The 26199-nt window shown below is 60.5% G+C and carries 24 protein-coding genes; 16 read left to right on the top strand and 8 right to left on the bottom strand.

Translation table 11 applies throughout. The features are described 5' to 3' along the window. Positions 1 to 117 precede the first annotated feature (117 nt). From C0Z16_RS38365 to C0Z16_RS11985, 11 genes are all read left to right on the top strand, one after another. On the top strand, positions 118 to 1104 hold the full coding sequence (locus tag C0Z16_RS38365; RefSeq protein ID WP_244201221.1) for a GlxA family transcriptional regulator: 987 nt from the start codon (positions 118 to 120) through the stop codon (positions 1102 to 1104). After that, positions 1097 to 2005 carry a hypothetical protein gene (locus C0Z16_RS12030; protein ID WP_102632377.1) on the top strand — a complete coding sequence of 303 codons (909 nt, stop codon included), beginning with the start codon at positions 1097 to 1099 and terminating at the stop codon, positions 2003 to 2005. Before C0Z16_RS38365 ends, C0Z16_RS12030 begins: the two co-directional genes overlap by 8 nt. A 168-nt stretch (positions 2006 to 2173) precedes the next feature. Then, positions 2174 to 3556, top strand: coding sequence for an undecaprenyl-phosphate glucose phosphotransferase (locus tag C0Z16_RS12025; RefSeq protein ID WP_102632376.1), 1383 nt, complete (start codon positions 2174 to 2176; stop codon positions 3554 to 3556). Between the two features lie 120 nt (positions 3557 to 3676). Next, a complete protein-coding gene (locus tag C0Z16_RS12020) occupies positions 3677 to 4891 on the top strand; it encodes a polysaccharide biosynthesis/export family protein (RefSeq protein ID WP_244201220.1) in 1215 nt (404 codons plus the stop codon). Beyond that, positions 4888 to 5400 carry a low molecular weight protein-tyrosine-phosphatase gene (locus C0Z16_RS12015; RefSeq protein ID WP_102632374.1) on the top strand — a complete coding sequence of 171 codons (513 nt, stop codon included), beginning with the start codon at positions 4888 to 4890 and terminating at the stop codon, positions 5398 to 5400. Before C0Z16_RS12020 ends, C0Z16_RS12015 begins: the two co-directional genes overlap by 4 nt. A gap of 31 nt (positions 5401 to 5431) precedes the next feature. After that, positions 5432 to 7717 (top strand): polysaccharide biosynthesis tyrosine autokinase, encoded by a 2286-nt coding sequence (locus tag C0Z16_RS12010; protein WP_102632373.1) that lies wholly within the window; start codon positions 5432 to 5434, stop codon positions 7715 to 7717. Between the two features lie 101 nt (positions 7718 to 7818). Continuing rightward, complete coding sequence (locus tag C0Z16_RS12005; RefSeq protein ID WP_244201219.1) at positions 7819 to 8952, top strand: glycosyltransferase; 1134 nt, start codon at positions 7819 to 7821, stop codon at positions 8950 to 8952. After that, complete coding sequence (locus tag C0Z16_RS12000) at positions 8952 to 10106, top strand: polysaccharide pyruvyl transferase family protein (RefSeq protein ID WP_102632371.1); 1155 nt, start codon at positions 8952 to 8954, stop codon at positions 10104 to 10106. Before C0Z16_RS12005 ends, C0Z16_RS12000 begins: the two co-directional genes overlap by 1 nt. A 13-nt stretch (positions 10107 to 10119) precedes the next feature. After that, positions 10120 to 11409 (top strand): polysaccharide biosynthesis protein, encoded by a 1290-nt coding sequence (locus C0Z16_RS11995; RefSeq protein WP_102632370.1) that lies wholly within the window; start codon positions 10120 to 10122, stop codon positions 11407 to 11409. A gap of 34 nt (positions 11410 to 11443) precedes the next feature. Beyond that, positions 11444 to 12505: a hypothetical protein gene (locus C0Z16_RS11990; RefSeq protein ID WP_175130743.1), complete on the top strand. Its 1062-nt coding sequence runs from the start codon at positions 11444 to 11446 to the stop codon at positions 12503 to 12505. Positions 12506 to 12569: 64 nt separating this feature from the next. Next, positions 12570 to 13556 (top strand): glycoside hydrolase family 5 protein, encoded by a 987-nt coding sequence (locus tag C0Z16_RS11985; protein WP_102632369.1) that lies wholly within the window; start codon positions 12570 to 12572, stop codon positions 13554 to 13556. A 3-nt stretch (positions 13557 to 13559) separates the two neighbouring features. Here C0Z16_RS11985 and C0Z16_RS37740 read toward each other — a convergent pair whose 3' ends face one another. After that, positions 13560 to 13700: a hypothetical protein gene (locus tag C0Z16_RS37740; protein ID WP_158244486.1), complete on the bottom strand. Its 141-nt coding sequence runs from the start codon at positions 13698 to 13700 to the stop codon at positions 13560 to 13562. 74 nt (positions 13701 to 13774) lie between these two features. Here C0Z16_RS37740 and galU point away from each other — a divergent pair, with 74 nt between their 5' ends. Then, on the top strand, positions 13775 to 14686 hold the full coding sequence (gene galU / locus C0Z16_RS11980) for a UTP--glucose-1-phosphate uridylyltransferase GalU (protein ID WP_102632368.1): 912 nt from the start codon (positions 13775 to 13777) through the stop codon (positions 14684 to 14686). 14 nt (positions 14687 to 14700) lie between these two features. Here galU and C0Z16_RS11975 read toward each other — a convergent pair whose 3' ends face one another. Continuing rightward, complete coding sequence (locus C0Z16_RS11975) at positions 14701 to 15483, bottom strand: hypothetical protein (protein ID WP_102632367.1); 783 nt, start codon at positions 15481 to 15483, stop codon at positions 14701 to 14703. A gap of 339 nt (positions 15484 to 15822) precedes the next feature. Between C0Z16_RS11975 and C0Z16_RS11965 the strand changes: the two genes are divergently transcribed. Next, positions 15823 to 16116: a DUF1330 domain-containing protein gene (locus C0Z16_RS11965; protein ID WP_102632366.1), complete on the top strand. Its 294-nt coding sequence runs from the start codon at positions 15823 to 15825 to the stop codon at positions 16114 to 16116. Between the two features lie 105 nt (positions 16117 to 16221). Here C0Z16_RS11965 and C0Z16_RS11960 read toward each other — a convergent pair whose 3' ends face one another. The 3 genes from C0Z16_RS11960 to C0Z16_RS11950 all read right to left on the bottom strand — a co-directional run bounded on the left by C0Z16_RS11960 (position 16222) and on the right by C0Z16_RS11950 (position 19359). Continuing rightward, positions 16222 to 17073: a carbohydrate ABC transporter permease gene (locus C0Z16_RS11960; RefSeq protein ID WP_102632365.1), complete on the bottom strand. Its 852-nt coding sequence runs from the start codon at positions 17071 to 17073 to the stop codon at positions 16222 to 16224. Beyond that, on the bottom strand, positions 17070 to 17960 hold the full coding sequence (locus tag C0Z16_RS11955) for a carbohydrate ABC transporter permease (protein ID WP_102632364.1): 891 nt from the start codon (positions 17958 to 17960) through the stop codon (positions 17070 to 17072). Before C0Z16_RS11955 ends, C0Z16_RS11960 begins: the two co-directional genes overlap by 4 nt. 166 nt (positions 17961 to 18126) lie before the next feature. Beyond that, on the bottom strand, positions 18127 to 19359 hold the full coding sequence (locus C0Z16_RS11950) for an ABC transporter substrate-binding protein (RefSeq protein ID WP_102632363.1): 1233 nt from the start codon (positions 19357 to 19359) through the stop codon (positions 18127 to 18129). A gap of 329 nt (positions 19360 to 19688) precedes the next feature. Here C0Z16_RS11950 and C0Z16_RS11945 point away from each other — a divergent pair, with 329 nt between their 5' ends. The 3 genes from C0Z16_RS11945 to C0Z16_RS11935 all read left to right on the top strand — a co-directional run bounded on the left by C0Z16_RS11945 (position 19689) and on the right by C0Z16_RS11935 (position 22500). Then, on the top strand, positions 19689 to 20462 hold the full coding sequence (locus C0Z16_RS11945; protein WP_102632362.1) for an SDR family oxidoreductase: 774 nt from the start codon (positions 19689 to 19691) through the stop codon (positions 20460 to 20462). A gap of 27 nt (positions 20463 to 20489) precedes the next feature. Next, positions 20490 to 21572 (top strand): ABC transporter ATP-binding protein, encoded by a 1083-nt coding sequence (locus C0Z16_RS11940; protein WP_102632361.1) that lies wholly within the window; start codon positions 20490 to 20492, stop codon positions 21570 to 21572. Between the two features lie 64 nt (positions 21573 to 21636). Continuing rightward, positions 21637 to 22500 carry a MurR/RpiR family transcriptional regulator gene (locus C0Z16_RS11935; RefSeq protein WP_102632360.1) on the top strand — a complete coding sequence of 288 codons (864 nt, stop codon included), beginning with the start codon at positions 21637 to 21639 and terminating at the stop codon, positions 22498 to 22500. Here the strand turns inward: C0Z16_RS11935 and C0Z16_RS11930 are convergent. The 3 genes from C0Z16_RS11930 to C0Z16_RS11920 all read right to left on the bottom strand — a co-directional run bounded on the left by C0Z16_RS11930 (position 22497) and on the right by C0Z16_RS11920 (position 25963). Continuing rightward, a complete protein-coding gene (locus tag C0Z16_RS11930) occupies positions 22497 to 24035 on the bottom strand; it encodes a Fic family protein (protein WP_102632571.1) in 1539 nt (512 codons plus the stop codon). The two genes, C0Z16_RS11935 and C0Z16_RS11930, sit on opposite strands and share 4 nt — an antisense overlap. A 219-nt stretch (positions 24036 to 24254) precedes the next feature. Then, positions 24255 to 25109 carry an IclR family transcriptional regulator gene (locus C0Z16_RS11925; protein WP_102632359.1) on the bottom strand — a complete coding sequence of 285 codons (855 nt, stop codon included), beginning with the start codon at positions 25107 to 25109 and terminating at the stop codon, positions 24255 to 24257. Continuing rightward, entirely contained in the window at positions 25106 to 25963 is an 858-nt protein-coding gene (locus tag C0Z16_RS11920; protein WP_102632358.1) for an IclR family transcriptional regulator, read from the bottom strand. Before C0Z16_RS11920 ends, C0Z16_RS11925 begins: the two co-directional genes overlap by 4 nt. Positions 25964 to 26199 lie beyond the last annotated feature (236 nt).

The raw sequence follows: 26199 nt of genomic DNA, 5'->3' as shown, positions 1-26199 counted from the left end.
TTGAACCGAATATGATGCGCTGCAGGAAAAAGAATTTCGCCGTATTGCGAGGGCAGCGATATGAACTATGCGTGCGATCAAGTTAGGACCAGAATGAATGCGGTCACGGATGGGGGCATGGAGGCACAGCAAGGCCAAAGGCAAGTCGTTTTAGTCCTGTCCGATGGTTTTTCTCTTACCCAGATGGGCCGGCTCGTCGAAGTGTTTAATACCGCCAACCGGTTGTCCGGCGCGAGCGCACCCGTGGGCGAGGATTATGCGATTCACCCGGTTTCCTCCGGAGGCGGGGCGGTCCGTTCTTCGTCAGGCGTGCCGATCTGGACGCGTGCTGTCGAGGACCATCATTTCATTCGCGTGCACGCGTTGTTCGTCATCGCCGGCGCGGCACTGGGCCATGACGAACACCTGCTCTCGTGGTTGAGCGACGTTTATCCGCGTACCGAAACCGTGCAAGGGCTCGGCGGCGGCGCTCGGCTCATCGTTCTTGCCGGGCTCACGCAGAAGGCAACTGCTACCGACGGACCGCTGGAAGTGCAGCCGTCAGCTTTCGATTCAACCGCCGATGGCGACGGCTCCACCGCACTCGTCAATGCGCTGAACATCGTCAAACACGATCATGGTGGCGAGATCGCATCGGCGGTCGCGCAAGCGCTGTCGCCGATGGCATCGCAGAAGATCGCGCGGCCCCCGCTGCACGAGGACGAGGACGGGGCGCAAGCAAGCGAATCGATTCGTGCGGCCGCTCATCAAATGCGTGTCGGTAGCGAAGCGCGCGTGTCGATCTCGGCGGCCGCGCGTGCCGCCGCAATGAGCGAGCGCAACTTTCTTCGGCGTTTCAAGAAGGAACTGGGCGTGACGCCGAGCGAATTCGTTCTGCGTATCCGGCTCGAAAAAGCGTGCTACATGCTGGTGGAAACCGACTTGCCCACGGACAAGATTGCGCGCCGTACTGGTCTTGGCAGCGGCGATCGGCTCGCGAAGCTGTTCAGGCAGCACCTCGCCATGTCGCCTACGGGGTATCGGGCGTCGGAGCGCCAGCGTCTCGCGGCCAGCGGCTCGTTGAAATCGCATGAGATTGCGGCGCATGAGGCAGGCCATGAGTAACCTGAATCGCTTGCTGAAAGGCGCGCAGTTAACTTCCCTGCTGAGCCGTCTCGGAGTGCGATCCGATGCTTCACGTCACGGCGCCATGCCGCTTTGCCTCGTTGCGTCGATCTTCAACGTGCGGCAGATCGAGGCTGCGTACGAAAGGTCGCTTGGAACCACCGTGCGGCGCGCGGTGCTCGAACGCGCGCGCCAGCTTGTTATGGTGGAAGGCGGCATGGTAGCGCGCAGCGGCGATCACATTCTTTTCGCATTCGATGCCGGTTCGCAAGCGGAGTCGCTGAGCGGCGCATTGCCGATGCGGGAAGCCAGTCTGCCTGACCGAATTGTCGAAGTGCTCGGAGGCGCACCGATCTATGGCGACAGCGGGACTGTCTATCCGGCGATCTCCGTGCGGGTCGTGGGCTATGGCGACGAATCCTTCGACATAGACGCGGTGGGCGCTGTGTCGATCCCGCCGGGAAGACTGCCCGGCTGGCGCCAACAGTTTCAAGGCGACATGGCCACTGCAATCGCGCTGTTCCGGGCAATGGACGACGGCCGGCTGGTCGTCGAGGTCACGCCTGTACAAGCTGACGCGCTGGAGACCAACTATTACATGCTCGCACTGACCGAGCGGATCGGCAACAAGACGAGGCCGTTGGGCATCGCGCTGACGGCCGTTGAACGCCTTGGCTTGACGCGCCGCCTGGACCGATGGGTCGTCAATAGTTTGCGGGAGGTGCTGGTTTTGAATCCGTCGATGAAAGTGAAGTTGAATACATCAATTGACGGGATGCTCCCTGAGGCATGGCGACTGCGTGTGATGAACGCACTTCTTTTATCGCCCGAGACAGTGTCGCGTGTAGCCGTCGACGCTGCGCATGGTGCCATATTGTCGAGGCACCGCGGCGCTGCGTGAACTTTCGCGGCGCGTTTCGGGAAAATTGGGCCGATAGAAGAGCCGCAAGCGGATGAACTGCTGTGAATCGGCTACGGCCATAACTTCTATCTAATTAGGATGACGTAATAACCGAGAGTCTGGTCTATTTCGACCGGGCTGACCTTGTTTTTTCCAGGGACGTTAAAGATGAAACAGGCCATTGCCCGCTTCTGTGACACGACGATTATTGTTACCGGAGCCATGCTCGCCGGAAAACTGGAATTGCACGCGTCGCCTTCCGATGCGCCATTGAACTTTCTGTTCTGCGTGGCAATAACGGCTTTTGCTGCGGTGGTCTTCCCTATGACCGGCGTCTACCGGTCATGGCGCGCGCGGCCGATCAGGCATTTGCTTGTCCGGTTGCTCGCTGCGTGGGTGTCCGTGCAACTGGTGGGTCTTGCGGTACTGCTCTTTATTGGCAAGCCGGCTGAGATTTCCAATCCGTGGCTCTATCGATGGGCGTTGATAACGGCCGCGTTGTTGCTGGGCGCGCGGATTGTCGCGTACGCTGGATTGCGCCGCTTGCGTCTGCTCGGCGTGGACCCGCGCCGCGTCGCTATCATCGGTACAGGTGTGCATTTCCACGAGACCATCGACTTGATCGATGCGAACAATTGCGGCGGCTTCGCTGTCGCCGATGTAGTGATGCTGAAGGGCGTTGCCAGGTATCCGAGCGCGGAGGCGAGTCAGAGCGACAAACAGGAACTGGCCGGCCTCTTGCCGTTGATTTCAGCGGGTGAAGTCGAGGAAGTGTGGATCGTCTTGCCGGTATCGTCGGATGCAGTGGTTATTCGTTGCATCGAAACGCTCAAGCACACGCTCGTGAAAATCCGCTTGCTGCCGGACGTGCGCGCACTAGGTTTGCAGAGCGCCTGCGGGCCGCTTGATCTGATGGGGCTATCCGCGCTCAGCGTCTCCGCGCCCCATTCTGCATCGAGCGTGCTGACTGGCAAGGACGTTTTCGACCGCCTGTTTGCAGCGTGTGCGCTGACAGCGCTGTTACCCGTGTTTGCCGCGATCGCTGTCGCTATCAAGATGTCGTCGCCGGGTTCAATCTTCTTCAGACAACGCCGCAAGGGCTTGAACGGACGACCATTCACGATCTACAAGTTCCGCTCCATGCGCGTGCACGCGCATGGGGGTGGCAAGCTCCAACAGGCCACGCGCAACGACAGCCGCGTGACGCCGGTCGGCCGTTTCCTGCGACGAACGAGTCTCGACGAGTTGCCGCAGTTCATCAATGTGCTGCGTGGAGAGATGTCGGTTGTCGGTCCGCGTCCACACGCGCTTGAACACGACGATCTCTATGCACCGTTGATCGACGGCTATATCGACCGTTACCGCGCCAAACCTGGCATTACCGGCTGGGCCCAGATCAACGGGCATCGCGGAGAAACGGACCGGCTCGAAAAAATGGCGGCGCGTGTCGAACACGATCTGTACTACCTGCGCAACTGGTCGTTCTGGCTCGACATGCGCATTGTCGTAACCACGCTCTTTCATGGATTCACAGGCTCACAAGCCTATTGACCCGTGGGCGCCTCCGCGGCTGCGCTCGCCCAAGCGCTAACCCAATCAACCTGAGACGGTCCGCCCAGTGCGGCCGCCTGCTGGCCGTCGCGTGAAATACCAATGCGCCGCCGCACCGAAATGAAGAGGTCATCTGGAATGCTGTATTGGAAGTTCAGGAACTACGGCCGACCGAGCACGGCACTGCCATTCGTGAGCAACAAGGCAATACGGCGTGGCGCCGGAGTGTTCGCCGCCGCGAGTCTCGCCGTCTTGTTGGCGGCGTGCAATGTCGCGCCCGGTATGCAGATGCAGCGCGATATAAAAGGTCGCGCCGTCACTGATTCCACTGCGGAACGGACCAACGCGCCCGAACTGTCGCTCACGGAAATCAATGCGGCGGTGATCGCGACACAGGTCGGCTTCGAGAAGGCACGCTCCGAATCGAACGCCCGGGAGTTGGTTGCCTACCCTTCTGCGTACACAGTCGGACCCGCGGACGTATTGCAGATCACGGTGTGGGACCACCCGGAACTGGCACAGGCGCAAGGTGCGCTGTCCACCGCGGCGCCGCGCGCCGCCGACGCGCCGCAAGGTGTGGTGGTCGATGAAGAGGGTTTTATCCAGTTCCCCTACACCGGCCGCCTGAAGGTCGCCGGACTCGGCACGTCGGCGATCCAGGCCACCGTGCAGAGAGCGTTGTCGCAGTACTTCAAGAGCCCGCAAGTGACGGTGCGAATTGCATCGTTCCGTTCAAAGCAGGTTCTGATTGACGGTGAAGTGCACACGCCCGGCTCGCTACAGATAAACGACGTGCCGATGACATTGACCGACGCGATTGGCCGCGCGGGCGGCTTTACCTCATCTGCCGATCAGGGACGTTTGCTGCTGATCCGCGGACGCCGCTCGTACACGCTGGACCTGACGGGCATGCTTGCGAACGGGCAGAGCCCGGCGGACATCGTGCTCGCACGCGGCGACGTGCTGCGCGTACTTTCTCGCGACGAGAGCAGTGTCTATGTGATGGGCGAAGTCAACAAGCCGGTGGCGGCGATCCCGAAGCAGAACGGCCGCATAACGCTGGCAGACGCGCTGTCTCAAGCCGGCAGCTTTAATCCTTCCTCGTCCGACCCGCGTCAGCTATACGTGGTACGGAACGTAAAGAGCGGACACCCCGAAGTGTTCCATCTCGACGCACGTTCGCCTGTGTCGATGATGCTCGCGTCGAAGTTTCCGCTTCAGCCCAACGACGTTGTTTACGTCGACGCTAACGATCTGGTGCGCGTGAGCCGCGTGTTGAACCTGCTGCTTCCTGCTATCGACGCAAGTCTGACCGCAGCGGTGGTAGGGAAATGATTAAGCGTGTGCTTGTTGTCTGCGCCGGAAATGTCTGCCGTAGTCCTATGGCGGAGGCCTTGTTCGCTCAGCGCCTTGGCACGGTGACGGTGGAGTCGGCGGGCATCACTGCAATGATCGGCCACAGTGCCGACCCCATGGCGGTGACGCTGATGCGCGAGCGGGGGCTTGACGTCCGACCACACCGGGCACGCCAGCTCGTCACATGGATGGCCGCCACCGCCGACCTCGTGCTGGTCATGGACCGGCTGCAAAAACAGTTTATCGAACAACGGTTCGCGACTTTATACGGACGTGTGTACCGGCTCGGCGAATTTTCTACGCTGTCAGGTCACATGGATGGCAGCGATATTCCCGATCCCTACCGCAAGGACCGCGCGGCATTCGAAGAAAGCCTGAGCCTCATCGAAGTGGGTGTCGACGTGTGGTCGGCACGCATCGCCAGCGTATCGGGCGCCGCCTCCGTGCCGCCCGTTCCCGACTCCGACGCCGGTCCATCGGCACCCTGATCGCACAAAGAGAGAACTAGCTTTGCACACAATGAAACCGTTGAACTCGCCCGACAATGAGGCGTTAAAAGACGATGAGGTCGATTTGATCGGCGTGCTTGACGTGCTGATCGAGTATCGGTGGGCCATCCTCAAAACGTTCCTTGCGTGTCTCGCGCTTGCCGTTGCGTTTGCATTTTTATATCCGCCGCGCTATCAGGCCGATATTTCGGTGCAGGTGGAAGACGGGTCCGGCATGGCGGCCGCTCAGAGCCTGCTTGGCAATGTATCGTCGCTGTTCGACTACAACTCGCCGACCTCGGCGGAGCAGCAGATCATGGCGTCGCGGCTCGTCGTGACGAGCGTCGTGGATGAATTGCACAGCTATATCTCGGTGCGTCCAAGCCGTTTTCCTGTGATCGGCGACTTTGTGTCGCGCTTCAACGATTCGGTCGCGCGTCCCGGGATTCTCGGCATCGGAGGCTGGGCGTGGGGCACTGAAAGCGTCGATGTGACCCACTTCGAGGTGCCCAAGCGAGTGGAAGGCGATAATTTCACGTTGACGGTGCTGGGCGGCGGCGCATATCGACTGTCGGGCTGGGACTTGGATTCTCCGCAAACGGGGCAGGTGGGCCGCGTCGCGATATTCCAGACCAGCTACGGGCCGTTGACGTTGCTCGTGAAGTCGTTCAACGCAGGCCCCGGCACGAAGTTCAAGCTGACCAGGAAATCGCGTCTCGACACGATCGCCGACATGCAGAGCGGGCTCGACATTCAGGAGAAGATCAAGTCGTCGGGCATTCTCATTGCAACGCTGAAGGGAACTGATCCGGCGGCGGTCCGCGATCAGATGCAGGCCGTGGGGCGCTATTACGTCAAGCAGAATGTAGAGCGCAAAGCCGCCGAAGCTGCGCAGTCGCTCGAATTTCTCGACACCCAGGTGCCGGTCCTCAAGAAGCAGCTCGAGGCCGCCGAAGTGCGTCTCACACAACTGCGCAACAAGCAAGGGTCGGTGGATCTCCCGGAGGAAGCAAAGCTTGCCCTTCAACAAACGGCGGACGCGAAAACGAGGATGCTTGAACTCGCGCAGAAGCGCGATCAGCTTGCCACGCGCTTCACGTCCTCGCATCCCGATGTGATCGCGTTAAACGCGCAAATTGTCACGCTGCGCGAGCAGCAGGCCGCATTCGATCAGCAGATCACGCGTCTGCCCGATTTTCAGCAGGATGCGGTGCGTCTGATGCTCGACGTCAAGGTCGACACTGAGCTCTATACGGCGCTTCTTAACAATGTGCAGCAGTTAAGGCTCATCAAGGCGGGGAAGACCGGCACCGTTCGCGTAGTCGATACCCCGGTGGTGCCCGAGACGGTTGCTTTTCCCAACCGTCCGGTCACGGTCGCGGCAGGCGCGTTGCTCGGCTTGCTGCTCGGTGTCGCATTCGCTTTCGTGCACAACTTCCTTTTTTCGGGAATCGGCGAAGCGGACGAGATCGAGAACCATGCGGGCCTCAGCGTCTACGCAACGATTCCCGAGTCGCGGTTTCAACAACAGATCTACGGCGAACGCGAAGAACTGCGCCCGCAAGTGCGCCTGCTCGTCGAAGCGTATCCGCGCGAGCCGGCTGTCGAAAGCCTGCGTAGCCTCCGAACAGCGCTTCAGTTCGCAATGCTCAACGCGAGAAACAACGTGCTGCTGATGACCGGGCCCACGCCGGGCGTCGGCAAATCGTTTGTGTCCGCGAACTTCGCGGCGCTGCTTGCGACAAGCGGAAAGCGCGTGCTGGTGATCGACGGCGACCTTCGCCGCGGCTATCTGCACCAATACTTCGGACTCTCGCGCGAGCGTGGCCTGACCGACGTCGTAACGGGAATGCTGCCGCTCGACCAGGTCATTCATCGCGGCGTAGTGTCGAATCTCGACTTCATCGCGACGGGCGCGCTGCCGCCCAACGCAGCGGAGTTGCTCATGCACGAGCGCGTCGCGCAGATCCTGCAAGCCTGCGCGAAGCAATACGACGTGGTGATCGTCGATTCCGCGCCGGTCCTTGTCGTGACCGACGCAGTCGTGCTTGCCGATCATTGCGCAACGGTGATGCTCGTGGCTCGTGCGGACAGAACCCGCGTCGCCGAACTTGTGGAGTGCGTGAAGCGATTCGCGCACAACGGTATCGGCGTCACCGGCGCGCTGCTGAACGGCATCGATCCCAAATCGGCTCGTCAGGCCTATAGCCGCAAAAACGGTGCCTATCGCTACGTTCAATACAGCTACGAAGATGAGAACGCCGCGTCCACCTCGCGCTTGCGTCGACTCATTACTCGTGCGAACCGGGGACAGTGATGCAAACCAATGCGGCAGATGCCGTCGAACGGGTACAGTCAAGGCGCGCGAGGCAACGGCCTGCCGCTTCCCGGAGTGAACAAGGCGTCACGCAGAGGGCCGTGCGTGTGGCATTGGTGGTCGAAGCGGCGGGCGGCGGCGTCGCGGTGCATATCGCCGACATAGTGCGTGGCCTGCGCGCGCGCGGCGGCTTTGAGATTCATCTTGTCGTGCCGCTTGGCGCGCGGTTCGATTCGGCGATCGTTGCGGACGATGTGCTCGCGCAATGCGACACGGTCCATCGACTGCCGATGCTGCGTTCAGTGGGCGCGTCCGACATAACCGCGTTTGCAAGCCTGTTCAAGTGCCTGCGGCGCATCCAGCCGGACATTGTCCATAGCCATAGTTCGAAGGCGGGCGCGCTTGCGCGGCTTTGCTTCGGACCGTGGAAACAGGTATACACGCCCCATGCAGTCTACACACTCAATCCCTATCTGCCGCCTGGCCAGCGGCGTTTCTACGGGCTTGTGGAGGGCTTTCTCGGGCGTTTGCGCAGCGACCGCATCATCGCGGTTTCCGTCGACGAGGCCGACCATTTGCGCGACGCGCTGCGCATTCCTGCCGCTCGCATTGAGACCATCTTTAACGGCGTGCGGGCGCCTTCGCTGCTGCCTGCGCTTGAAGCACGCGCAGCCCTAGGTTTGCCGGGCAACGCGGTGGTGGTCGGTTTTGTAGGGCGTCTGGACTTTCAGAAGGGCGTCGACCGGCTGATTCGAGTCGCGCAAAACCTGCTCGATCGTGGCTTGCATAATGTCATCTTTGTGGTCATGGGGCCGGGCGACTTCATGGCCGCGGCGGGCGTAACTGCGGATGCCATTCCGGACAACGTGCGCGTGCTCGGTCTCGTCCCGCACGCAGGGCGTTACTTCTCCGCTTTCGATATCTTCGCGCTACCGAGCCGCTATGAAGGCTTTCCGTACGTTGTGCTGGAAGCAATGGCCGCCAATGTGCCGATGGTGTCGACGCGCGTTTCGGGCGCGGCTGAATTGATCGACGCCGAGCAAATGGGATTCGTCGTTTCCAATGAGGATGACACGACGGTCTTCGCCGAAGCCACCGCCGCGCTTGCAGAGGACCCGATGATGCGCGAGCACATGAGTCTGAACTGCGAGCGCGCTGCGGGACGCTTCTCGGCTGCTGGCATGGTTGAGCGTACCGCCGATCTCTACAAGCGTTTGCTGAAGGAGTCCCATTGATGGAAACATCCACGCATGCTGTCCTGCTTCACGCATACAGTTCGAAGAATTCTGGCGACGGCTTGCTGGTCGATCTCTCCGTGGGGCTTATCAGGCAAGCGTTAGGAGCGACGACGCGCGTGTCGATCGTCGCCGCCGATCCGGCTTCGTTTCCGCAGTACACGGGTGTGCATGCCGCACCGGTTCTCGCGGATAGCGGCATGGCGCGTATAACTGGTGCCGCGAGCCTCGTGCTGCCCGTCGGCGGCAACGGCCGGATGCGAGAGTTGCGGCGACTTCTGTCGTCTGCGGATTTGATTGTCGGCGTGGGCGGCGGCTATCTCCGCGCGCGCAATTGCATCGAAGCAGTGAAGCTCGAAGCCGGCCACCTGCTGCAAATGCGCGCGGCCTCCCTATCGGGGAAGCCCACGGTGTATCTGCCGCAAAGCATTGGACCTTCGATGCCCGCCGCGCCGCTTGCGAGTCATCTGTCAGGCATGCTCGAGCGGTTTTCGTCCGTGTTCGTTCGCGACGATCGCTCAGTGCGCTTTTTGTCGCGCAACGCGAACACGCGACGCGCGCCAGATCTTGCCGTGATGGATTTCGAGCGGCGCAGTGACGAGATCATCGCGCGCGCGAGTCAGGCGCGGGCCAACGTGTCGCATATCGCCTTTGTGCTGCGTAGAGCACCGAGCTGGTCCGGGCGACAGCGCGAGCGCTATGAGACGTCGACGCGACGTCTGATTCAATTGCTGAGTCCCCTTTGCCGGATCACCTTTGCCGTGCAGAGCACCGGTCGCGGCAACGACGACCTGGCCTATTACCGCAGCATCGGTGTCGACGGCAACCTGAAATCGTTGAAGGAACTGCTGGCCACAGACACGCCCGATGTGGTCGTGTCTGTACGCCTGCATGGCGCATTAGAGTCGCTGTTGCATGGTGTCGCGTCCTACCATCTGAGCTACGAGCGTAAGGGGTTCGGCGCCTATGATGACCTTGGCGTGGACAATTGGGTATCGAATGCGGCGGACTTCGACCCGGAGCGCGTCGCTGCGACGTTGCTTGGCACGGATGCAATCCACAACTTCTGGACGAGCGCTTCGTCCGGCTTTTCGCATATACGCGCGGGCCAGTACCGGGTTATCGCGGGCCTGCGCTCGGCGCTGGGCCGCTAGACAAGGCATGCTGATGCAGTTTCTCCTTCGCCTCACCTTGCGCCTTGTCGCGCTCGCGCTGAAATTCGCGCTGACGATAGTCGTCGCGCGTTCCCTCGGATTCACAGCCGTCGCGGATTACGGTCTCGCGCTCGCGGTATCGGTTGTTTCGTCAAAACTGCTGGGCTTGGGTTTCAGTACCGAAGTCAATCGACGGCTAAGCCTTGCTGACCCGTCGGATGCGATTCGCGACGTGCGCCGGTTGTTGCTGCTCTATTGCACCGTATATGCGGCGATCGCTGTCGTGGTCGCGGTGCTTCGTGGCAGTCCGGGCGTGGGACAGTTCAACGCAATCAGGCCCGGCATACTGTGGGGCGTGATGCTGGTGGCCTTCTCCGAGCATGCGGGCCTGGAGACGACTTCATATCTGTTCTCGTTGCATAGACCGCGCGCGGGGGCCGTGCTACTTTTTATTCGGACGGCAGCGTGGGCCGGGATTGCGATTGTCGGCTTGCTGGCCGGTGTGATCCGCTCCGTTGAGATGGTCTTTACGTTGTGGTGGGCCACTAACGTGATTACCGCCGTCGCCGCGTGCTGGTGCGTCTGGCAAACGGCTCGGGAATTGAAATTGGCGCGCCACGATCGAACAACGCGTATTGCAGATAGCGTGCGCTCGGTGTGGATGAATGGCCTGCCGTTCTTCGTCGCGACGACCGTGCTTTCCGGTCTCCAATACGCTGAGCGATTTATTGCAAGCGGCGTGATTTCAGCCGATGCGCTCGGCCGCTATGTGTTCGCCTGGTCCATCTCCAACTCTGTTCAGACGATCGCCTACGCGACCATCGCGGTGACAGCGGGACCACGGCTCGTCCGCGCGCTCAGCGCCGCTGAGTGCGACTTCTGGACTACATTGCGACGCTCATTGCGCGCCAGCGCCGGTATCACGATTACCGCGGCGATCGCGATCCTGATTGCCCATAGACAGATTTTCCGGATCGCTCACGAGCCTTCCAGCAGCGAAGAACTAGCCACGCTTCTCACGCTGCTCGCGTCATTTGTTCTGCGTTCTGTAGCGGATATCTACTGGGGTGCTGCTATTGCATTGCGTCTCGGCAAGCGCGTGGCCGTGGCAATTTCTGCCGTCGCGTTAGTCAGCGTTCCACTTGAATGGATGATGGTGACTGAGCTTGGCACAATGGGCGCCGCGTTCGCGCATCTTACCGGGAGCATTGGCATCGTCGGTTTGCTGATCGTTCTCGTCATGCGCGCTGCCACTGTGACGCCAGCCGCATTTGCTAACGGGAGTTCTGCGCATGCTTCTTAGACTACTCCGCGCAGGACCACGGCTAAGCAAAGGGGTGCTGCGCTTCACGGCCGGTAGTGCCGTTCTGCTTTATGCTGCGATGTCGTGGAAAGCGAGCCAATTCTTGCCGGATTTCGTGTTTCGCGATTCTGACAAGATACAGTCGCAGATAGGCGGCTCGAGCACGTATCAGGACACGTCTTTCGATGCCGTCGCCAAGGTCTATTCTTCGCTTGGCGATCTTGGAACAAGCCTTTTTCTGATGACGGTAGGTTCGCTCTTCATCTGGTTGATGATCGGATATTCGAAGCGCGTGGGCGGACTTCTGCTGAATGTCGTGCTAATCGCGCCATGCGTGTTCTTCAATCTCTTCGTGGCCAGCAAGGACACGCTCGTCGTCCTGATTTCGATCGTGTTGATTCTGGTGGCTCGCAAGTCGAGCGTCATGCATGTGATGTTTGCGGCATTGGTGCTCTATATTAGCTATGCGCTCACGGTGAGGATCTACTTTGCTTTGATTCTTGCAATTGCGGCCGGTGTGTGGATATTTCGATCTGTCTCGCTGCCCGCGAAAATGGTTGTGGTTCTCGCAGTGTTATTCCTTCTGTATGCACTGCCGGACGGCGCGTACACGCTACTGCTGCATCCACGCGATATGGCCGTCGATTACCTTGTTGCCGGCTCGCCATATGGCGCGCGAACCAGCTTCTATAACCCCCTGGAGCCGAATTCCTTTTTTGCCTTTGGTGTGGATTACGCGTACGCGATGCTCAAGCTGAATGTTCCTGTTCTCTTTTATCCGGGGCCGAAAGAATTGGTGATGATGATATTCGTGTCGATTGCGGCCGGAGCGGCTTTCTTGCGCAGACCCGTGCATGCTGGCGGCAAGGAGGCGGTGGCGACTGACGTGATTGCCGCACTCGTGGTCGGCCACATGGCGGTTTCAATGCTGTTCGAACCGGATCTCGGCAGCTATACGCGCCATCTGTCGAGCGTTGCGCTTTTTTGTGCATGGCGATTGAGCTATCTTGCGACGCGGCCATCACGTACGCGCCGCGATCAAATCGGTGTTGTTCCGCAAGGTTATCGTTCGAACTTGAAGGCAATTGATCCATGAACATGAATGTCGCGTCCGTGAACCGCTGGTATGGCATAACGCGGCTATATGGAGTCCATCTGACATGATGTCATCCAAAAATCCAATCGTCCGCGCGTTGATTGCGCTTTGTTTCTGCGGTGCGGCCGCAAGTGCGCAAGCTCAGCAGTTCCAGCAATGGATCAGTGATGCGAGCGGTTCGACCAAGGTAGGCACTCAGGTTAAAGTCGAACGTTTCACGCCGGCAACGGGCAGGCAAATCAAAGCGGCTGGGTTCGATTTCGTGCGGTTCGGCGTGTGGATCAACTCGATGCAGGCGGAGGATTACCGCAAGCGCGTCGGCGATGCATTCGCTGCCGCGCAGCAGTCCGGATTGCCGGTGCTGCTGACGGTCCGTTCCACGGTTCCGCTTGCACGATCCGCGACGGGTCAAACCGTGCGTGACGCGCAGTTGCAAATGGCGGCGAGGCAACTGGCAGACATGATTCGCGACCTCGACAGTGCTTACGGGCGCAACCTGCTGGCCATCGAGTTATGGAACGAGCCGGACTTGCCGACGTACTGGCCGACGGGCGATGTCGAAACGACCTTCCCCGTTTATATGAGAATGCTATGTACAGAATTGAAAAGGATCCATACGCCGAGCCCGATTATTGGATTCGGCTTCGCGAAGGTGCCCCTGCCGGGCTCTAAATCGGACAGGCTTTTGCGCAGAGTCGCCGAGTCGTCGGCGCATTGTATCGATGCTGTTTCATATCATGCGTATGGAATGAGCGAGTTGCAGATTGAGAACGCGTCCACGTACATTCGCGATCAATACGGGTTGCCGGCACTGATTACGGAGTGGGGCGCTTCTTCGGGCGGATGGGCCGGGGCTTCCGGCCAAGCAGAGAATATCGAATCGTTTCTCTCAAAACGCAGATCGATGAAGACGCCGCTCGTTTCGATCTACGAATGGCAGGACACGCGAAACGGCAAGAACACGCGCGAGCGCAATCTTGGTCTGGTGGATGCCGCGGGTGAGGAGAAGCCGGCGCTCGGCGCGGCGTTGACGGTGCTGCGCAAGCGCTAACCCTTATTCACCGGGCGGCTTCTCTTTTCTTCCAATACGTTCGTTCACTTTGCATGTCAGTGCGACGACGAGCATCAAACAGACGAGCGCTTCCCCGGCAACAAAGGCGAGTACGGTCAGCACGTGACGCTTAATCTGATTCATGCATTTCTCTGGGTTCTTTTAACGGTGATCCGCGAGGATCTGCTGGCATTCTATTATCAACGACTGGGTCAATCATGCTGAAAGTGACGAAGGCCATATTTCCAGTGGCCGGCTTGGGCACACGGTTTCTGCCTGCGACAAAGGCGAGCCCCAAAGAGATGCTGCCGATTGTCGACAAGCCGCTCATTCAGTACGCCGTTGAAGAAGCGATGGCCGCCGGCATCACGGAGATGATCTTCGTGACGGGCCGAAGCAAGCGTGCCATTGAAGATCATTTCGACAAGTCATACGAGATCGAAGCGGAACTCGAAGCGCGCGGCAAACAGAAGTTACTCGAACTCGTGCGCGGCATCAAACCGGCTAACGTCGACTGCTTTTATGTACGCCAAGCCGACGCGCTCGGTCTTGGACATGCCGTTCTGTGCGCGGAAAAACTCGTGGGCAACCAGCCGTTCGCTGTGATTCTCGCCGACGACCTGTTGCATGGCGAGCCACCCGTGCTGACTCAAATGGTCGACGTCTTTAATCATTATCACAGCTCGGTGATCGGCGTCGAAACCATTGCGCCGGAACGTAGCAGTTCCTATGGCGTGGTGGGCGGCCGCGAGTGGGACGATGGTTTGCTGAAGCTGTCGACGATCGTCGAGAAGCCCGCGCCCAAAGATGCGCCGTCGAATCTCGGCGTGGTGGGACGCTATATCCTCACGCCCGCGATCTTCCGGCATATCCGCAATCTTTCGCCGGGCGCAGGCGGCGAGTATCAGCTTACCGACGCCCTGCAATCGTTGCTCGCGGACGAACAGGTGCTGGCGCACCGATATGCCGGCACGCGGTTCGATTGCGGCAGCAAGCTCGGCTATCTGAAGGCGACAGTGGAGTTCGCGCTGCGGCATCCCGAAGTTGCCGCTGAATTCGAAGCGTATCTTCGCGGCCAAGTGGCTTCCGGCTTGTTGTCACCCGACGCGGTGGACATCGCAACGATATAGCGCAGAGTCCTCGTTTATTGCGTGCCCGGCTGCTTCGGAGCCGCGGACGCAGGCGCTACTTTCGCGGACTCCTTGACCAGTTGATCGGTCATTGCCGCTGCGACGGGATTCGAACTGCGGTGGCTAACCTCGTCGCGATCCGTCGGGGGCGGCGGAGGCAATGACGGATCGAGTTTCGCCGACTCTCTGACGAGCAGTTCGGTCATCAAAGCGCCCACTTCGTTCGAACCGTGGCGGCGCAGTTCTTCATGGCCACGCGATTCTTCGACATGCTGCGTCGTTACAGGCTTCACGCTGTAACGTTGTGCTTGTTGTGCTTGTTGCGCTTGCAGTTGTTGCGGCTGCGGGGATTGCTGCGCTTGCCGTACTTGCTGCGGTGCCGGCTGCTGCACTTGCAACTGCGGCCCCTGCGGCTGTGGCTGCAATTCCGTCGCCGGAGCATTCGCCAGGTTGGCAGCGGGCGTAGCGGGGGCCACGGGTGCCACCGGCGTCACCGGAGCCGGTGCAACCACCGCTGCGGCAGGTGGCAACGGTCGCACATCCGAACCGCTCGCAGTTGTGCGCGCGTTCGCGTTGACGCTCGCGCTAGCGGGCACTCCCGGGGAAGCGGGGCGAACGATATTCCCCGCAATCACGTGGCTTTCGCCGGAGCTGGAGTCGGCCCTCTCAGGCGCGATCAACGCCGCGTCGGTAGGGGCCGCGGACTTCTTCTCGTCGCGCGGGTACAGTAAATAGGCGCAGATCACCAGGTCCGCCAACACGAGGCTGATAATCAACGTCTTGCCGGTATTCGTCATATCTAATCGATGCATTATCTAAGGCAGATGGGGTTCATGATAAACGACGACTCGTTGCCGTACCGTGAACGGCCCTCGCGGCTGTCCATGCGCGAGCGGCCACGCCGACGCACTGCCGGGATCGTACGCAAGAGTTTCTATAGAAGTCCGCGGTTTGTCACCCGCCGCTATTCAACGTTTTGGGCCATCTTCATCCAGCGCATGGCGCTATTTACAGGAGCCAATGTGAGCGTGCGCGGCAGATTTTGATGGACCTCGATCCAATAGGGCCATGACTGCGCGCCGGGCATTCTCTGATACGCTGCTCCACTCACAGCCACCACGAACAAGGAGCGTCAAATGAGCAAGGGGTATTGGGTAACCACGTATCGCAAGATCAACGACCCGTCGAAGCTGGCGGCCTATGGTCAGTTGGCCGGGCCCGCCGTGTTGGCTGCCGGCGGCAAGTTCCTCGTGCGCGGCGTCGCGGACGAAGTTCATGAGCAGGGCCTGAAAGAGCGGACGGTGGTGATCGAGTTCCCGTCTTACGAAGATGCACTCGCCGCCTATCAGCGGGACGACTACAAGAAAGCACTCGAGGCTTTAGGCGACGCAGTGGAGCGCGATTTGCGGATTGTCCGCGGCGCTGAATAAAGACATTTGATTCGACGCACGCGGCGGCGTCGGCCGGGGTGACCGCGCCGGCCAGGAGAACCGCGCTGAGACGACAAGCTCATCAGCGCGGTCCACGCACATCGGCTACTTCACGGCCCCGAGCGCCAGCCCCTTCACCAGATACCGCTGCAACCACGCGAACACGATCGACACTGGCAACGTTGCGCAAAGCGTGGCGGCCATCACCAGATGCCACTCCACGACATATTTGCCGGCGACCATATCGGTCACTTGCACGGTCAGCGTTTTGTTTTCGGGCGAGCGGATCAACGTATAAACCACGGCAAACTCATTCCACGCGTTGATGAACGTGAAGATCGCCGTGACGACGATCGCGGGCACGGCAAGCGGCAGGAACACTTTGAAAACGGCCCTGGTTCGGCCGCATCCTTCGAGCCACGCTGACTCTTCCAGATCGCGCGGCACCGTTTGAAAATACGAAGACAGCATCCACACGGCGAAAGCGATATTGAAGGCCGCATAGGAAACAATCACGCCGATTTTCGAATCGACGAGATTGCCGTCGCCATAAGGAATCATTGCCGCGAGCCGGAATAGACCGACCACCAGCAGAATAGGCGACAACATCTGCGTGACGAGTAAAAACTGGCGATACGGTCCGCGTCCACGGAACGGAAAACGGGCCAATGCATAAGCCGCCGGCAAACTCACTGCGAGGGCGAGCAGCGTCGACAGCAAGCTGATTACCGTGCTATTGCGCAGCGCGACGCCGAAATTGGCGGCCTGCCACATATCGACGAAGTTGCTCCATTGCCAATGCACCGGCAGCCAACGCGCGGGATACACGAAGACCTCCGACGCAGGCTTCAATGCGGTGAAGAGCATCACGGCGAACGGAAACAGCACAACCACGACCAGCGGCGACAGCGCGAGCCAGCACCACAACGTGCGCTTCATTTTGGCGCTGAGACTCATGACGGTTCTCCTTCTTTCGCGGGCTGCAGACGCAGATACGCAATCGAGAAAACGAACAGCATGACGAGCATGATCAGGGATACCGCCGCGGCTTCGCCGGGACGTCCGAGCCTGAAGCCGAGTTCGTACAGATAGGTGACCAGAATGTGCGTGCTGTTATCAGGCCCGCCTTGCGTCATTACCCAGATAATCGGAAACGAGTTGAACACATAGATCACGTTCAACAGAATAGTCATGTTGATGAAGGGCCGCATCAACGGCAGCGTGAGCTTGCGAAACTGCTGCCACGCGCTCGCGCCGTCCATGCGCGCAGCTTCGTAAATGTCGCCCGGCACCGAAGACAATCCGCCGAGCAGAATCGTCACCGTGAACGGAATCGACACGAGGATGCCGACCGCTATCTCCACTGGAAACGCGAGCTCGGGAGTCGCGAGCCAATGAATCGGCCCGCCGATCAATCCAAGGCGCTGAAGCGTGACGTTGACCATGCCGTAGTCGTCGTTGAAGGCCCAGCGCCAGACGACGGCGGTCATCGTGAGAGAGACGGACCACGGCAGCATGACAATGGTGCGCGCGACGCCGCGCCCATGGAAGTCCTGGTTCAACACCAGCGCAACGGGCACCGAGATCAGCACCGTGCCGCCCACCACGAACACCGTCCAGACAATCGTGCGCCTCGCCGCCGCGAGAAACGCGGGGTCGCTGAAGATCGTGGAGAAGTTTTGCAAGCCGCTGAAACCGCGAATGGCGCCGAAACGCGACACCTCATGCAGCGATTGCCACACGATGTTGAAAATCGGATAACTGATGATGAAGAGCGCCAGCACAAGACTCGGCGCAATCAGCAGCCAGGGCGCTTGCAGGCGCGAAGAAGCGGAACGGCTCATACGTGCTCGATCGTAAGACGCGCCCGCATCGAAGAGCGGGCGCGACGGGATGGGCCGGATGATGCATGACGGCCAGCATGACGGCAGAAATGCGCACCGCGCATTTGCAACGGCGGCGCGCGTTTCCAGTTCAGCGGATTACTGCAAAGTCACAGCGTTCCCCCGATCAATGACCGAGCGACTTGTTGGCTTGCGTGGCCGCCGCATTCAACGCGTCGGCCGGTTTGGCCTTATTCAGATAGATGGACTGCATCGCATCGGTCACGGCCTTCGCGGTGTCTTCCCAACCCGTCACAGTCGGCGCGAAGCGCGCTGTCGGCAGCAACGCGACGAACGCTTTGGTGTCCGGATCGTTGAACGCGGGGTCGGACGATTCGGCCTTGGTGGTCGGCAGGAAACCCTCGGTCCTGGTGAACTCGACGCGCGGTTCCTTCGTGAACAGATAGTCGAGGAACTTCCATGCGGACTTCTTCACCTTCGAGTTCTTGAACATCACGATCGAGTCCGTAACCGCGTACGTGGCGTGCGTGGTGCCCATCGGAATTGGATCGATACCGTACTTCAGGTTCGGCGCTTCCTTCTTGATCTGCTTCGACAGGAACGGCGCGGAAATTACCATGGCGACGCGGCCTTGCTTGAAGAGGTTCTGCACATCTTCACGGCTATATCCGGTGACGCCCGGTTGCGTCAGGCCCTGATCGATCAGCGACTTATACAGCGTGGCCGCCTTGATGCCCGCCGGCGAGTTGAACGCCGCTTTATTGTCTTTGCCGACCACGTCGCCGCCGTTCGTCCACAGCGCATAGTAAAAGTAGACGTCCGTTTCGATTTCTTTGCCTTGCAAACCGAAGCCGGCAATGTTCTGCGCCTTCAGCTTCTTCGACGCGTCAATCACGTCGTTCCACGTTTTGGGGCCGTCGGGATAGCCGACTTTCGCAAGCAGGTCCTGGTTGTAGTAGAGCGCGCGTGCCGAAGCCGCGATCGGCAAGCCATACACCTTGCCGTTGATCTCGCCTGGTGCCAGGAACGGACCGATAAAGCGGCCCTTGAAACTCGAATCCATATAGCCGTCGAGCGGTTCGGCCACGTCGTCCTTGACGAAGTCGAGCAGCCAGCGTGTGCCGACAATCGCGAGGTCGGCGTTCGCGTTGCCGGAGATGTCCGTCTGCAGCTTCTGTTGCAACGTGTCCCAGTTCACGTCTTCGATCTTGATGGTCGTGCCGGGGTTGGCCTTCTCGAAGTTGCGAGCCATCTTTTCGAAGTAAGGCGCGGTTGCATCGCTGTAATGCGCGACGGTCACGCGAACCGTGTCGGCGTGAGCCGCCACGGCAATACCTGCGAACGCGAGCGCCACGGCAACTTTGCCGAGCGCGAGGGAAGCACGGGTATGCAACGACATTTGTCTCTCCTGTGTCGACCGGAGTTAGCGCTTTAGCGCTTACTTCGGTTCCATCAACGATGGTGGGATGGTCCGCTGCCGTCGCCGGCCGCTGGATTGATTGTTTGAAAAAATCCTACACGGCTAAAAATGGCTTGTCACGTAGGGTCTGCGATATTTTTTATCACCCGGATTTGTGCATAAGATGCTGTAAAGCAGGGATATTCTGTGTGCGGGTCAGCGGCGACTAGCCCAATCTTCGGGACGATCAAAAACTACGCAACACGCGTTCTGTAAGAAATTTACAGGTAATCCAAGGCGGTCGGACAACGCAACAACTGAGGCGAAACATGAATCGAGTGGTGTTGGTGACGGGCGCTTGCGGCGGCATCGGCAGCGTGTTGTGCAAGCGTTTCGTGGAGCAGGGCGACACGGTGCTGGCGCTCGACATCGACGCAGCCGCGCTCGAACGCTTGACGAAGCAACTCGGCGAATCCCAGGTCACGCCCATTGCGGTCGATCTCGGCGATGCCGCCGCCGTGCAGCAAGCGGTCGCTATCGCAGCGGAGAAACGTGGACCCGTGGACGTGCTCGTCGCGAACGCGGGCGCGGCGGAAGGCCTCACGCTCGCCACGACCGATGCCGCGAGCTGGCAGCGCGACATTCATCTGAATCTGAACGGCACGTATCACACGGTCGAGGCCGTGCGGGCGTCGATGATCGAACGTCAGCAGGGCGTGTTGGTGTTGATCGGCTCGGTGAACGGCATGGCGGCGCTCGGGCATCCGGCGTACAGCGCGGCGAAGGCCGGCCTCATCAGTTATACGAAGGCGCTCGCCCTCGAGCTGGGTCGCTATGGCATTCGCGCGAACATCGTTTGTCCCGGCACGGTCAAGACGCAGGCATGGCAAGCGCGCGTCGACAAGAACCCGCAGGTCTTCGAGGATCTGAAGAAGTGGTATCCGTTGCGCGACTTTGCAACGCCTGACGATATCGCCGACGCCGTGCAGTTTCTCGCCTCGCCGATGGCGCGCGTGATCACCGGCGTCGCATTGCCCGTCGATGGCGGATTGATGGCCGGCAACCGTCTGATGGCGCAAGAGCTGACGCTCGAATCGCTTTGATAAAAACCGCAAGACGATGAGGACAGCATGGCAGCAGTGCAACTGAGCGGCATCTTCAAACGCTACGGCGACACGCAGGTCGTGCACGGCATCGACCTTCATATCGACGACGGCGAATTCGTCGTGCTGGTCGGGCCGTCGGGTTGCGGCAAGAGTACCTTGATGCGGATGGTTGCGGGGCTCGAGGAAATCAGCGGCGGTGATCTGATGATCGGCGGCACGCGCGCGAATAATCTTGCGCCGCAGCAGCGCAATATCTCGATGGTGTTTCAGAGCTACGCGCTGTATCCGCATCTGTCGGTCTACGAAAATATTGCGTTCGGTCCGCGAATTCGCAAGGAATCGCCGGCAAATTTCAAGCCGCGAATCGAGGCCGCTGCGAAGATGCTGAATCTCAGCGGCTATCTCGACCGCTTGCCGCGTGCATTGTCGGGCGGACAACGCCAGCGCGTGGCAATGGGCCGCGCGGTGGTGCGCGAGCCGTCGCTGTTTCTGTTCGACGAACCGCTGTCCAATCTCGACGCGAAGCTACGGGTGCAGATGCGCACGGAAATCAAGGCGCTGCATCAGCGCTTGAAGAACACGGTGATCTACGTGACGCACGATCAGATCGAGGCCATGACGATGGCCGATCGCATCGTCGTGATGAACGCGGGGCGGATCGAACAGATCGGCCGTCCGCTGGAACTGTACGACCGGCCGGCGAATCTGTTCGTGGCGAGCTTTCTCGGCTCACCGTCGATGAATTTCGCGGAAGGTGTCGTAGTGAACCACGCGCAAGGTCAAGGACTCGCATTGAAACTCGCGGACGGTGGCGAGATCGTGCTCGACGGCGCACCTGCGTCGGCGACGGTCGGCGCGAAGGTCACGTTAGGCGTGCGGCCCGAACACATCGAAACGATGACACAGACTCACGACGCTGCGATGGAAGTCGAAGTCGTTGAGCCGACTGGCGCGGAGACCCATTTGTACGGGAAAATAGGCGGCAACACGTGGTGCGTGACGACGCGTCAACGCTCGAAAGTCGAGCCCGGCGAGCGCGTCATGCTGCGTCTACCGGCCGTTCACATTCACCTGTTCGATACGGAGAGTGGACGCAGACTGGTCTGAACCGCGTGTTGCCGATTGAAGCTGCGACACGACGCGGATTCATTTAACCCTTAAGGAACATCGGGTGTCCGCACCGAACTTGATTCCCCACATCCGCAGCGCACTCGCCAATTTGCGGCCCGCCGAACGCAAGGTCGCCGACATGGTGCTGAACGACGTCGACTTCGCGATGCGCGCGAGCATCACGGAACTCGCGCAGCGTGCGGAGGTCTCCGAGCCTTCCGTCACGCGTTTTTGCCGCGCGATCGGCGCGCATGGTCTGCGTGACTTCAAGATGCAACTGGCGCAGAGCGTGGCGGGCGGTTTGCCGTATGCGTCGGCCGCAATTGCGCGCGACGACGACGTGCAGACCTTGATGGACAAAGTGGGCGAAGCTGCCGTCGAAGGCATCACGCATGCACGCGGCGCGTTGGACCCGACGGTGGTCGAGAGTGCGATCGCAGCTTTATCGAGCGCGCGGCGCGTGTTCTTTTTCGGTGTGGGCTCGGGTTCGGGTCTGGTTGCGCAAGACGCCGCATTGCGGTTCTTGCGCCTCGATATCGCATCCACTGCGTTTACGGACGGCCACTTGCAGCGCCTTTATGCCGGGATGATGGAACCGGGCGACGTGGCCTTTGCCATTTCGCATTCCGGCCGCAGCGTCGAAGTGAACGAGAGTATTCAGATCGCGAAGGAGCGCGGCGCAACGACGGTTGCGCTCACCAACGTCGGCTCGCGCCTCGCATGGCTCGTGGATATTCCGCTGCTGCTGCGCGTGCCGAGTCCCATCGATCCGAATACGCCTGGCGTGTCGCGGCTTGTGCATCTTTGCATCATGGACGCGCTCGCAATCGGCGTCGCGCTTAAAGCCGGGCCGAAGACGCTGGAGAAGATGCGGCACGCGAAGGCGCGGTTGTCGTCGCATGCGCCGGAGGCGGCGGGGGATTAGGGGCTGGGGTCGTCTGCGAATGCTTCTGAAATGGCCTGGATGATTTGCGCGGTCAACTCTGGCCGTTCGTCGAGAAGCGGATACCGTTTGCGCAAGCTGTTGGAAATGGTGTTGCTGTTTTGCAGGACGCTGCGAATGATACTGTCGAGATCATTGTCCGGCGCTTCCAGAAAGTTTTTGATGGCGCGCCGTGCTGTGTCGTTGGCATGCAGAAAGCGCGCTTCGTTGCGCATCTCCTGCGTCAACGTGGCGTGGATTACGTCTGCGAGATAGCTGACGTGTGCAGTCAGATCGGGATAGCGCCAGGACGGTAGCGCGTCGTCATAGGCGCGGAAGTAAAGATCGTATTCAACGCCGTCTTCGGCCGTCTCGCTTTTGCCGAATGTGTACTGATCCGCGTAATGCTTCATCAGAGGACGAGAAAAACGTTCGAGAACCTTGTCGTAGGCGGCGCGATCACGCGTGCTGTGGGTGATCGTGGCGGAAACGGGCAAGATGATCGGCGCGGGCACGGCCCCGTCGCGGCGCAAGATGTCGTTGATCAGAAAGCGTGAAATGCGGCCGTTGCCATCGGCCATGGGATGTACATAGACAAAGCCGAACGATGCCGCCGCTGCCCGGACAATTGGCGCGCCACGTGCGGTGCGTTCAAGGAACTGGCTGAGTCCGGCGAGCATTGCGTCAATGTGCTGCCAATGCGGCGCAATGTAGTCGACCACCGGTTCATAGCGCGCGACATGTCCCACATAGACCGGCGAGCGGCGAATGCCGTAGCGCAAGGCCGACTGACCGAGGATGCCGCGCTGCAAGGCGACGAGCGTGTCAGAATCGAACGGATTGGCATGCCGGCCGCATTCGCTTTCCATGACAGCCGCGAAGCGGCGGATGCGGTCCTCGTTGTCCTGCTCGTGCTCGATCAGAAAGCTCGCGCGGCTCTCCTTGACGGTCAGCCAGACGGCGCTGCGCATAATCAGATCGACGCCATAGTCCGCTTCGAGTTCGACAAGCGGCGCCGCAAGGTTATAGGCTTCCGCACGCCGAACGGCATCGACGCGTCGGATCACAGGGCAGAAGTCGCGATTGCCCGGCAAGTTGTCGCGTACGCGCCAGCGCGGGTTATTGATCGCGCTGCCTACGATGAACTCGTCAGGGCTTAACGCGTCCACGTAGTTTCCTCTGGACGCGCCTGGCACGCTCAGTGGCTGCGGCATCAACCATTCGTAGAAAAAGCAGGCGCGGCGTGCATAAGCGCCCGTGGGTTCACGGGCAATCCACGCCTCCAGTTCGTTGCGGACCGACTCGAGCGAATAGAGGCGCGCGAGGAATTCCAGATGGATTCCCTCATGCCGGAAAGCGAATGTCAGGTGATCGGGCAGGCTGGCAGCCGGGCGATAGGCTGCGGGATACACCTCCCGGCAAATGTCGCCGTCAGTCGCGGTCGAACGCACCCGGCCAATTTCGCTTTGAACCGCAAACGGGTGCATGGGTACGACGCCGTAAGTGTTAGACAGCCATTGATATCCGATCTGCGGCATGACGTTGGGTCCGGATGCCTCGGAAGGCATCACACGGCGGGTTTTCATTCAGTTTTGATTATTCGACTCTCAAAACGATTACAAACCCCGCGTTTTCTGGAAAAACGATTATACGACGTCCGGTGCCTCGCGTCGTTTCGCTTATTCGACTGCCGAAACGATTACAAAACAGCGTTTTTCAAAAAAACGCTTACGTCACGCCCATTGCCTCCCGCCCTCTCATTTACCCGTCCCCATCCACCCAAATCTGCGCGACAACCTCAGCGCCGCCGCGGACAAGATCTGCGCAGGCCCGCCCGTCGCTGCACTATCGAAGCTGCCGCTCGGCCCCATCAACGCGAGCACGAGACAAATGCTGCCAGTGTGATCGAACACCGGTGCAGCCAATGTGTCGATGCCGGGCACGGGCCGGCTCAGCGCGGTATCAATGCGGTCCGCGCGAATCTGCGCAAGACGCTGCACGTACGCTTCCTTCAGCGTCGGCGGCGCGCCTTTGCCTGCAACGACATCCGCCTCGTTCGCGCCCGCCAGTCGCAGATGATCCTGCGCGAGCAGACCGGCGCGGACATCGTCGGCGACATGGGCCGAAAACACGCGACCGATTGCTGTATTCACCAGCGACATCACCGTGCCTACCCGCAAGCTCACATGCAGCGGCCGCGCCGATTCCTCCAGCCGCACGACCGTCGGTCCAAGCGGACCGAGCACCGCCATCGCGACGCTCATTCCTGTCGCGGTGGCCAGTTCCACCACTTCGGGCTCGGCCTCGCGCGTCGGTGAAAGACGTTGCAGGCCGATCAGGCCAAGTTCCAGCGCAAGCGGTCCGGCTTCGAAACAGCCGGACGCATCGCGGCTGAGTAAGCCGATTTTCAGCAGACTAACCAGATGCGGAAACGCCTTCGCGGGCGGCATGCCGGCTGCGGCGGCGAGGTCGCGCAAGCTCAAGGGCCGGGCTGCCGCAACGAGCGCAGCCAGCAGGTCGCCCGTGCTGTCGAGCGACTGGATGCCGCGCTGCGGCTTTGCGTCGGCGGAAGTGGGAGCCGTCAAAGGAGAAGCGTCGAGAGAAGCAGTCACGATGCGGAAGATGCAAAAAGGGAAGGCGTGGCGGCGAGTTCGGCGCCGATGTCGCGCGCGGCTGCGAGTAGCGCACGAGCGACGGGCCCGTCGGCGGCGACGTCAATCGCGCCCGTCGAGCCGATCACCGTCAACGCCAACGACAAACGGCCGCCCTGATCGAGCACCGGGGCGCTCAGGCTGCTGATGCCCGGACTCGGCGCATCGACACTGCATTCGAGACCGCGCGCTCGGATCTTCTGCAGAACCGCCTGGAAAGCGGCGCTGTCGCGCGGCGCGGTCGTCGCGTTTTGCGACGCGCCCGACTGGTTCGCCCACATCGCGTCGAGCGTTTCGCGCGGCAGATAAGCGCAGAACACCCGTCCCGTCGACGTGGCCGGCAGCGACATCACCGTGCCCACATGCAGATTCACATGCAACGGAAAGCCCGCATGTTCATAACGGACGATGGTCGGCCCCTGCGGCCCCGCAATACAGATCGCGACGCTAAAGCCGATCGCTTCGGCCAGCGCGGCTACGCGCGGCACGGCGGCGCGAAACGCCGGCTGATTCTCCAGATGGAGCAGACCGAGCCGCAGCGACAACGGACCGGGTTCGTAGCGCCCCGACAGTTCGTCCCGCTTGATCAGACCCAGGCGGCCCAAGCTCACCAGATAAGCATGCGCCTGCCCCGGCGCAAGCTCCGCGGCGGCGGCCAGATCGGACAACGCCAACGGCGCGCGCGCCTGCGCGAGCGCCAGCAACACGCGCCCGCCGACTTCGACGCTCTGGATACCGCGCTGCGTCTTGCCGGTGTCCGCCGTCTCGCTGCCGCGGGGGCCCTTGCCTGTAGCCGGTTTCGCTGATTTGTTCACGCCCGCGCTCGTCCGTAAAAAGGGTCCATCTTAGCCGAAGCCTTGTGCTCCAGTCCGCGCTCATCTCGCCGTCCTTATACCTTCATCTTAGTCATCGTATGATTTGCGTATAGCGATACATTTCGCTATTGACAAATAAACAGGCGCAGTCATAAGATGCATTCACCCCGACACACCGGCGCAGTCACAGAGTCAAAAACGGGGCGAGACAAGCTCCAGTATCGTCAGCCCGCGCC

It is taken from the genome of Paraburkholderia rhynchosiae, assembly GCF_002879865.1.
In the GTDB taxonomy this organism is placed as follows: domain Bacteria; phylum Pseudomonadota; class Gammaproteobacteria; order Burkholderiales; family Burkholderiaceae; genus Paraburkholderia; species Paraburkholderia rhynchosiae.
The sequence above is the reverse complement of the archived record's forward strand: the minus strand, read 5'-3'. Positions and strand labels throughout refer to the sequence as shown.

What these genes read in the sequence shown, in the direction of transcription:
- C0Z16_RS12030 (WP_102632377.1), top strand. Translation starts at nt 1,097, where the DNA reads ATGAGTAACCTGAATCGCTTGCTGAAAGGCGCGCAGTTAACTTCCCTG.
- C0Z16_RS12000 (WP_102632371.1), top strand. Translation starts at nt 8,952, where the DNA reads ATGGAAACATCCACGCATGCTGTCCTGCTTCACGCATACAGTTCGAAG.
- C0Z16_RS11985 (WP_102632369.1), top strand. Translation starts at nt 12,570, where the DNA reads ATGATGTCATCCAAAAATCCAATCGTCCGCGCGTTGATTGCGCTTTGT.
- C0Z16_RS11995 (WP_102632370.1), top strand. Translation starts at nt 10,120, where the DNA reads ATGCAGTTTCTCCTTCGCCTCACCTTGCGCCTTGTCGCGCTCGCGCTG.
- C0Z16_RS12010 (WP_102632373.1), top strand. Translation starts at nt 5,432, where the DNA reads ATGAAACCGTTGAACTCGCCCGACAATGAGGCGTTAAAAGACGATGAG.
- C0Z16_RS12015 (WP_102632374.1), top strand. Translation starts at nt 4,888, where the DNA reads ATGATTAAGCGTGTGCTTGTTGTCTGCGCCGGAAATGTCTGCCGTAGT.
- C0Z16_RS11965 (WP_102632366.1), top strand. Translation starts at nt 15,823, where the DNA reads ATGAGCAAGGGGTATTGGGTAACCACGTATCGCAAGATCAACGACCCG.
- C0Z16_RS11955 (WP_102632364.1), bottom strand. Translation starts at nt 17,960, where the DNA reads ATGAGCCGTTCCGCTTCTTCGCGCCTGCAAGCGCCCTGGCTGCTGATT.
- C0Z16_RS12020 (WP_244201220.1), top strand. Translation starts at nt 3,677, where the DNA reads ATGAAGAGGTCATCTGGAATGCTGTATTGGAAGTTCAGGAACTACGGC.
- C0Z16_RS11940 (WP_102632361.1), top strand. Translation starts at nt 20,490, where the DNA reads ATGGCAGCAGTGCAACTGAGCGGCATCTTCAAACGCTACGGCGACACG.
- galU (WP_102632368.1), top strand. Translation starts at nt 13,775, where the DNA reads ATGCTGAAAGTGACGAAGGCCATATTTCCAGTGGCCGGCTTGGGCACA.
- C0Z16_RS11930 (WP_102632571.1), bottom strand. Translation starts at nt 24,035, where the DNA reads ATGCCGCAGATCGGATATCAATGGCTGTCTAACACTTACGGCGTCGTA.
- C0Z16_RS11960 (WP_102632365.1), bottom strand. Translation starts at nt 17,073, where the DNA reads ATGAGTCTCAGCGCCAAAATGAAGCGCACGTTGTGGTGCTGGCTCGCG.
- C0Z16_RS11975 (WP_102632367.1), bottom strand. Translation starts at nt 15,483, where the DNA reads ATGACGAATACCGGCAAGACGTTGATTATCAGCCTCGTGTTGGCGGAC.
- C0Z16_RS37740 (WP_158244486.1), bottom strand. Translation starts at nt 13,700, where the DNA reads ATGAATCAGATTAAGCGTCACGTGCTGACCGTACTCGCCTTTGTTGCC.
- C0Z16_RS11950 (WP_102632363.1), bottom strand. Translation starts at nt 19,359, where the DNA reads ATGTCGTTGCATACCCGTGCTTCCCTCGCGCTCGGCAAAGTTGCCGTG.
- C0Z16_RS38365 (WP_244201221.1), top strand. Translation starts at nt 118, where the DNA reads ATGGAGGCACAGCAAGGCCAAAGGCAAGTCGTTTTAGTCCTGTCCGAT.
- C0Z16_RS12025 (WP_102632376.1), top strand. Translation starts at nt 2,174, where the DNA reads ATGAAACAGGCCATTGCCCGCTTCTGTGACACGACGATTATTGTTACC.
- C0Z16_RS11945 (WP_102632362.1), top strand. Translation starts at nt 19,689, where the DNA reads ATGAATCGAGTGGTGTTGGTGACGGGCGCTTGCGGCGGCATCGGCAGC.